This window comes from Streptomyces sp. NPDC059679 (assembly GCF_042734105.1).
GTDB lineage: Bacteria > Actinomycetota > Actinomycetes > Streptomycetales > Streptomycetaceae > Streptomyces.
The window spans coordinates 61,433-68,345 of record NZ_JBHWES010000042.1 but is presented as its reverse complement, the minus strand read 5'-3'; the positions used below and the strand labels follow the sequence as shown (position 1 = coordinate 68,345).

The 6,913-nt window shown below is 72.6% G+C and carries 8 protein-coding genes; 4 read left to right on the top strand and 4 right to left on the bottom strand.

From position 1 onward, the window contains the following. Positions 1-145: 145 nt before the first annotated feature. Positions 146-583, bottom strand: a complete 438-nt coding sequence (locus tag ACFV2X_RS34350) for a ribonuclease (RefSeq protein WP_385624195.1) — start codon at positions 581-583, stop codon at positions 146-148. Between the two features lie 225 nt (positions 584-808). Here ACFV2X_RS34350 and ACFV2X_RS34345 point away from each other — a divergent pair, with 225 nt between their 5' ends. Together ACFV2X_RS34345 and ACFV2X_RS34340 are read left to right on the top strand one after the other, a co-directional pair. Further along, entirely contained in the window at positions 809-1,450 is a 642-nt protein-coding gene (locus ACFV2X_RS34345; protein ID WP_385624192.1) for a helix-turn-helix domain-containing protein, read from the top strand. Beyond that, on the top strand, positions 1,447-1,680 hold the full coding sequence (locus ACFV2X_RS34340) for a DUF6126 family protein (RefSeq protein WP_385624189.1): 234 nt from the start codon (positions 1,447-1,449) through the stop codon (positions 1,678-1,680). Before ACFV2X_RS34345 ends, ACFV2X_RS34340 begins: the two co-directional genes overlap by 4 nt. A 41-nt stretch (positions 1,681-1,721) precedes the next feature. Here the strand turns inward: ACFV2X_RS34340 and ACFV2X_RS34335 are convergent, their stop codons facing one another. Continuing rightward, positions 1,722-2,567: an AIM24 family protein gene (locus ACFV2X_RS34335; protein WP_385624186.1), complete on the bottom strand. Its 846-nt coding sequence runs from the start codon at positions 2,565-2,567 to the stop codon at positions 1,722-1,724. 140 nt (positions 2,568-2,707) lie between these two features. Between ACFV2X_RS34335 and ACFV2X_RS34330 the strand changes: the two genes are divergently transcribed. Together ACFV2X_RS34330 and ACFV2X_RS34325 are read left to right on the top strand one after the other, a co-directional pair. Then, entirely contained in the window at positions 2,708-3,649 is a 942-nt protein-coding gene (locus ACFV2X_RS34330; RefSeq protein ID WP_385624184.1) for a maleylpyruvate isomerase family mycothiol-dependent enzyme, read from the top strand. A gap of 60 nt (positions 3,650-3,709) precedes the next feature. Further along, entirely contained in the window at positions 3,710-4,600 is an 891-nt protein-coding gene (locus ACFV2X_RS34325) for a hypothetical protein (RefSeq protein WP_385624182.1), read from the top strand. Positions 4,601-4,629: 29 nt separating this feature from the next. Here ACFV2X_RS34325 and ACFV2X_RS34320 read toward each other — a convergent pair whose 3' ends face one another. Both ACFV2X_RS34320 and ACFV2X_RS34315 read right to left on the bottom strand, forming a co-directional pair. Then, positions 4,630-5,547 (bottom strand): RNA polymerase sigma-70 factor, encoded by a 918-nt coding sequence (locus ACFV2X_RS34320; RefSeq protein ID WP_385624284.1) that lies wholly within the window; start codon positions 5,545-5,547, stop codon positions 4,630-4,632. Positions 5,548-5,594: 47 nt separating this feature from the next. Then, positions 5,595-6,773: an NAD(P)/FAD-dependent oxidoreductase gene (locus ACFV2X_RS34315; protein WP_385624179.1), complete on the bottom strand. Its 1,179-nt coding sequence runs from the start codon at positions 6,771-6,773 to the stop codon at positions 5,595-5,597. Between the last annotated feature and the right edge of the window lie 140 nt (positions 6,774-6,913).

Below are 6,913 nucleotides of genomic sequence, written 5' to 3'. Positions count from 1 at the left end.
CCCCAACAACAACCCCACCCCCCCACCGCGTGGGGCCCCGGCGCCCCCCCGCCCCCCCCCCCGCCCTGGGGGGGTTACCCCGGGGCGGGCGCGCGCCCGCCCCCCCCCCCCCGCCCGCGGTGCGGGGGGTGGCGGTTTTCGGCGGTCAGCAGCTGTGGTCGACCAGGTCGAACGACGCGTAGTGGTCGGCCGTGTAGTAGTCCTCGTCCGTCTTCTTCCCGGTCACGATGCGGCGGGCACCGCGGGTGTCGGAGCCGGGGGTCTTGACGGTGTACTCGTGGTAGTAGCCGCTGGACTGGGACGGAAGGATGCCCTCCCGGTTCTGGAAGACGGTCCCGTCCTGCGGGTACGGGAAGGGGCCGCCGGACGCGATCAGGTCGAGCGTGTCATGGGCCTGTGACGGCAGGTCGGAGTAGCAGATATCGCCGACGGCCGTGATCTGGAGGACCGACGAGGCGGCCTGGGGCGCGACCGGGGCGGCTGGGGCGGCCGTGGCGGAGACGACGGCCGGGCCGCCGATGAGAAGGCTCGACGCGAGGGCGCCGAGCACACCGATGCGGGCGATCCGTGGGGGGATTCTCATGCCTCACAGCATGACGCGCGTAGACCCTGACATGTCAATGCCAAATGAAGGGAGTTCCCCAGGAGTTCACAAGACCCGCGCGAAGCGCCGGGAGAAGTAATGAAGACGTAACGCCCACGCCACCTCGGGCCCGGCGGCGCCACCTCGGGCCCGGCGGCTCGACGGCTCGCTTGCCTCATAGGCAAATTTTTTGCCCGAGAGGCGAATGCTGGCTATACCGGAGACATGACCTCGTCCCCCGAGGGGCCCGCCGACGGGCCCCCCGCCGAGCTGCCCTCCGTCGCCCCGCGCCTGCGCGACCTGCGGCGGCGCAGCGGCCTGACGCTCGAAGCCGCCGCCCGGCTGGCCGGGCTCTCACCCGCGCATCTGTCCCGCCTGGAGACCGCCCGGCGCCAGCCATCGCTCCCCATGCTGCTGGCCTTGGCCCGTACCTACGGCACCACGGTATCCGACCTCCTCGGCGAGGTGTCGCCGGAGCGGGACCCGATCCTGCGGGCCGACCACACGGCGGCCTGGGAGGCGGGCGGCTGGACGTACTGGCGGACCGGCAGCCCCGGCCGGGCCATGCAGGCGCTGCGGGTGCACGTACCGGCGGGGACCGGCCCGCAGGAGGACCTGGTGCGGGTCCATCCGGGCGAGGAGTGGCTGTACGTCACCCAGGGGCGGCTGCGGCTGACGCTCGGCGAGACCGTCCATGTGCTCGGCGTCGGCGACGCGGCCCACTTCGACTCACTGACCCCGCACCGCATAGCCGCCGCCTCACCCGGCGGCACGGATCTGCTGTTCGTCCACACGCTGCTGCAGAGCGGCACGGCCGACCTGTGTCTCGGCGACGCCGTCCGCGGAGGGAGACACCAGGCACCATGACGGACTCCGACAACACCCTGGACCACACGACGGCCGGCGGCGCAACGACCGGCGGCGCGACGACCGGCGGCGACGGGTCGGCGCACGGGGCGGCGCCGCGCGGCGGGCCCGTGCGGGAGGAGGACCGGGCGCCGATGGGACTCACCATCCGCGTCTTCATCTACCTCGTCGGCGTCCACTTCATCGCCGCGTTCCTCTTCCTGCTGTTCTACCTGGCCGGAGCGAAATAGCCCGGCCGTCCACAGGCCGTCCTGTCACCCCGCGGCAGCTGTCACCCCGCGTGGGTGGAGAACAGCCCGCCCGTCGGACCCTGCTTGTCGCCGCCCTGGGCCTTCTTCAGCGCGTTTGCCAAGCCCTCCATGGTCAGCGACTGCAGGATCACCCGGCCATCACCCTCCAGCGTGGCCAGGGACAGGCCCTCGCCGCCGAACACGGCGTTCATCAAGCCCTGGCGGTTGAGCCCGCCGATGCGCTGGACGCCGTACTGGATGCCCTCCTCGAAGGCCACGATGCAGCCCGTGTCGACCTCGATCCGGCCGCCGAAGTCGGCGGGGTTGAGGTCGATGAAATTGCCCGCACCGCAGATGATCACCGTGCCGCGCCCGGTGAACCTCTCCAGGATGAACCCCTCGCCGCCGCTGCGGCCCGTCCTGCCGCCCTGGAAGGCGATGCCGAATTCGACAGTCGACTCAGCGGCCACGAAGGCATCCTTCTCCGCGAACCAGGCACGGCCGCCGTCCAGCTCCAGCGCGCGCATCTCCCCGGGCAGCACACCCGCGAAGCCGACGGTGCCCTCGCCGCCGGTCGAGGTGAAGTACTGAAAGGCAAGCGACTCCCCCGCCAGCGCCCGCTGGCCCACCTGCATCGCGGTGCCCATGGCCTGGCGCAGCATGCCGCCCATCCCCCCGCCGCCCATCCCCCCGCCGCCGCCACCGCCGCCGTTGCCCCCGGCGGCCTGGCCGCCGCCCGACCCGGGCCCGGACAGCCGGGTCTCCATCGTCACGTTTGCCGTCTTGAACAGGAACTTTCCGGCCTCGCAGTAGACGGTCTGGCCGGGCTGGAGGCTGCAGACCGCCATCTGCATGGCGTTGCCGACGATCTCTTGGCGCAGGGTCACAGCAGGACTCCTCGGTACGGACCTGGCGGAAATACCGCAAAGGGACAGGGGAACGCCTGCTCAACGTTCGACCCGAAGCCCTGGGTTCCACCGGAAAAACGCGATAGCGGTCACAGGCCGACGGCACAATAATCCCGATCATGGAGACAGGCGCAGGCACAGGCATGGACTGGGCACGGCTGGGGCCGCCCCTGGACGTACGCCCCCTCTTCCCCCGCGACCGCCGCGCCCTGCTCGATCTGCTGACCGCCCTGGACCCGGCCGACTGGCGGCGCCCCACCGTCTGCCCCGGGTGGGATGTGCACGACGTGGTGGCCCACCTCCTCCACGATCACCTCCGCAGGCTGTCCGGCGGCCGCGACGGGCACCGGGGGCCGCCGTTCGGCCCCGGCGAGACGCTGCCGCGGTTCATCACGCGGACGAACGAGGACTTCGTCCGCGCATCCCGGCAGCTCAGCCCGCGCGTGCTGACCGAGCTGCTGGCCACGCTCGGCCCGCGGCTCGACGACTTCTGGGCGGGCCTCGACCCCACCGCGCCCGCCGGCCTCGACGTGTCCTGGGCGGCCCCCGGGGCGCCCGCCCCGAACTGGCTGGACACCGCCCGCGAGTACACCGAGTTCTGGGTCCACCAGCAGCAGATCCGCGACGCCGTGGACCGGCCGGGCGCCACCGGCCCCGAACTGCTGCACCCGGTGCTCGACGCCTTTCTGCGCGCCCTCCCGCACACCCTGCGCGCCCACCCGGCCCACGCCGGCGCGGTGGTACGGGTCCTGGTGCCCGGCCCGGCCGGCGGGGCGTGGACGGCGGTACGCGAGGACGACCGCTGGGCGCTCCGCACCCCCGCCACCCCGGACGACCACCCCACCACCCCGGCGACCGCCGAGATCGAACTCGCCGCGGACACGCTGTGGCGGCTGGCCACACGCGGGATCACGCCGCGGGAGGCGCGGCGCCGGGCCACGGTGCGCGGGGACGAGGAACTGGCGCGGACCGCACTGACGATCCTCGCGATCGTCCGCGAGCCGGATCCGGAACCGACACCGGAGCCGGAACCGGAACCGGAACCCAAGCCGGAGATCTGACCCATCCGACCCAGACGCGCGAACCCGGCGCTTCCCGCCGATGGGGGAGCACGGCCTGTGATGACCCGCCCCGACCCCGAAGGGAGCACCACCGTGGAATCCACCCCGGCGGCGACGGCCCGCACGATGTGGACCCTGTTCGAGCCGATCCACGCGGTCACGTACTTCGCGCCGGAGGCGCTGGCCGCGTACGAGGACGCGGGCCTCCGCGGCTTCTGGCGCGGCTACTTCGCGGGCCGCGCGGCGCCCCTCGGCCCGGTCGGGCCGGAGCCCGTCGTGGCCGCCTTCTTCAGCTTCGCCCCGCCCATGGTGGCCCGCGCCCTCCCCGCCATCTGGGCCCTGGTCACCCCCGAGCGCGCCCTGGAGCTGCGCCGGGCCGGCGCCGCGGCCTCGCTGGCCCGGCTGCTCGCCGGGCGCGAACGCGAGGTGGAGCGGGCCGCCGAGGCCCTGGCCCAGCGCGCCGCGGACCTGGACGGCGCCGGGCGCGTACTGGCCGCCGCGAACGGCTCGCTCGACTTCCCCGACGCCCCCCTCGAACGCCTCTGGCACGCCACCACCGTGCTCCGCGAACACCGCGGCGACGGCCATGTCGCGGCCCTCGTCGCCGCCGGCCTCGACGGCTGCGAAACGCTCGCGCTCCGCGCCGCGGTGGACCTCCCCCGCGCCGAACTCCAGCCCGTGCGCGGCTGGACCGATCTGCAGTGGCAGGCCGCCGAACACCGCCTGCTCGAACGCGGCCTGCTCGCCCCGGACGGCTCCGCGACGGACGCCGGACGCGAGACGCTGCGTACGGCGGAGGCGGCGACGGACCGGGCAGCCGAGCGCCCCTGGCAGACGCTCGGCCCCGACGAGACGGCGGACCTGGTCGGACTGCTGACCCCGCTCGCGACCGCCTGCGGCTCCGCCCTCCGCTTCCCCAACCCGATCGGGGTCCCCGAGCCGACGGGGTGACCTCGTACACGGCTCACAGGCTCACGGGCTCAATGGGTCCCGACGTCATGGGCGGTGCCGGTGGCGACGGCCCGGAGCTTGTCGGGGTTGGCCACGTTGTGGATGGCGGTGACGCGGCCGTCGGAGTCGAAATCGAAGGTGACGGTGGCGATCACGCGCCCCGGCCCGCTGAACACCACGCCCGGCCCGCCGTTGACCTCGACGAGTTCGACCTTCATATCGGCGGGCTCGATGCCCTGGTAGGTGACCGAGCCGATGGCGGCGAACCAGGCGGCCACCGTGGCGGCGCCCACGACCGGACGCATGGCCTGGCGGACCTTGCCGCCGCCGTCGGTCCACAGGGTGACGTCCGGGGACAGCAACTCCATCAGGGCGTTGACGTCACCCCCGGTCGCCGCCGCGAGGAACCGCTCGGTGACCTCGCGCTGCCGCCCCCGGTCCGCGGTGAAGCGCGGCCGCCTGGCCCGTACATGCTCACGAGCGCGATGCGCGGCCTGCCGCACCGCGGCTTCGGAGCGCTCCACCGCCTCCGCGATCTCGGCATGGCTGAAGTCGAAGACCTCCTTCAGCACGAACACCGCGCGCTCCAGCGGGCTCAGCGTCTCCAGCACCACCAGCATGGCCATCGACACCGACTCGGCGTCCGCGATCGTCTCGGCAGTGTCGCCGATGGTGAGGATCGGCTCCGGAAGCCACGGTCCCACATACGTCTCACGCTTGTGCTGGGTGGAACGCAGCCGCGCCAGCGCGACATTCGACACGATCCGCGTCAGATACGCCTTGGGGTCGGCGACCTGCGAACGGTCGGCGGCCGACCACTTGATCCAGGCGTCCTGGACCGCATCCTCGGCATCCGCCGCGACACCGAGGATGCGGTAGCCCACGGAGAACAGCAGCCTGCGATGCTCATTGAACACCTGCTGGTCGGGGCCCACGAAGGGACCCAGCGACGGTTCCAGGGACGGGTCCGGGGAGGTGTCCGGGAAAGGGTGGCTCACCGCGCCACCCGGATCCGGGTGAAGCGGCCACCGTGCGGCCAGAACGCACCCGAAGCGGGCATCTTCTTCATACGGCCATACGTCGGCCACGGCGAAGCAGTCACCGTCTCCTTATACCTGGCCGCGAAGCGGCCGGTCAGAAATATCCGCCGGGGGCTGTCGTCGGGGTGCGTGAACTGCACAACAGCGTCGTTTCGGCCCAGGCTCACCGGCGTGTGGTAGTAGCCGAAGCGGAACGGCTTGGGCTGCTTGCCCTTCAGCTCACGGACGATCGACACCGCCGCGTGCACACCGGTCGGCATGCCCCCTTGGCAAGTCCCGTGCATCACGCCATAGCCCTGACGGATCGCCGCCGCGTCACCCACGGCGTACACCTCGGGGTGCGACACCGACCGCAGCGCGGTGTCCGTGACGACCCGGCCGCGCTCGTCGACGGTCAGCCCGGCGGCAGCCGCCAGCGGCGACACCCGCGTACCACTCGTCCACAGCACCACATCGGCGGCGACGCTCTCCCCGCCCGCCAACTCGACCGTGCCGGGCAGCACCTTCGCCACCTCGACCCCGCTGCGCACCTCGACACCCAGGCGCTGAAGTGCGGCCTGCAGATACGCCCTGGCCTTGGGGTTCATGGCCGCACCGGGCTCGGACCGGCCCACCAGCACCACATCCAACTCCGGATGCCGCTCCGCGATCTCCGCGGCCGACTCGACCCCGGTCAGCCCGCTGCCCCCGACCACCACCGTCCCGCTGCCGAGCCGCGCCAGCCGGTCGGCCAACACCTCGGCGTCCTGCGCGCTGTTCAGGGTGTACGCGTAGTCCTCGACGCCCGGTACCGCCGAGGTGTCCGCCACACCGCCCAGCCCGTACACCAGCGTGTCGTACTCCAGAACCCGGTCGTCATCGACCCGCACCGTCTTCGCGTCGGCGTCGATCGCCGTCACCCAGCCCCGTACAAACTCCGCCCCCGTCCCCTCCAGCGACTCCGGGACGCTCAGCTCGGCGAGCTGCTGCCCGGTCGCCGTCATGTGCAGCCGCAGCCGCTCGGTGAACCGCTCCTGCGCGTTCACCACGGTCACCCGCACATCCTCGCGCCCCTTGACCCGAGCCCCGAGCTGAACCGCCGCGGCCATCCCCGCGTACCCCGCCCCCAGAACCACCACACGGTGTGCGCTCATCGTTCCGTCCTCCCTCATTTGCTGATGACGACCACGGGATGCGAGCAGCCCGGCCGAACGTGACATGAGGTCGATGTGACGCGCGCCACCCCTCAGGGGAATCCTGGTACGTGGGAATCCTGGTACTCGACGATCACCTC

What these genes read in the sequence shown, in the direction of transcription:
- ACFV2X_RS34350 (WP_385624195.1), bottom strand. Translation starts at nt 583, where the DNA reads ATGAGAATCCCCCCACGGATCGCCCGCATCGGTGTGCTCGGCGCCCTC.
- ACFV2X_RS34345 (WP_385624192.1), top strand. Translation starts at nt 809, where the DNA reads ATGACCTCGTCCCCCGAGGGGCCCGCCGACGGGCCCCCCGCCGAGCTG.
- ACFV2X_RS34340 (WP_385624189.1), top strand. Translation starts at nt 1,447, where the DNA reads ATGACGGACTCCGACAACACCCTGGACCACACGACGGCCGGCGGCGCA.
- ACFV2X_RS34330 (WP_385624184.1), top strand. Translation starts at nt 2,708, where the DNA reads ATGGAGACAGGCGCAGGCACAGGCATGGACTGGGCACGGCTGGGGCCG.
- ACFV2X_RS34325 (WP_385624182.1), top strand. Translation starts at nt 3,710, where the DNA reads ATGACCCGCCCCGACCCCGAAGGGAGCACCACCGTGGAATCCACCCCG.
- ACFV2X_RS34315 (WP_385624179.1), bottom strand. Translation starts at nt 6,773, where the DNA reads ATGAGCGCACACCGTGTGGTGGTTCTGGGGGCGGGGTACGCGGGGATG.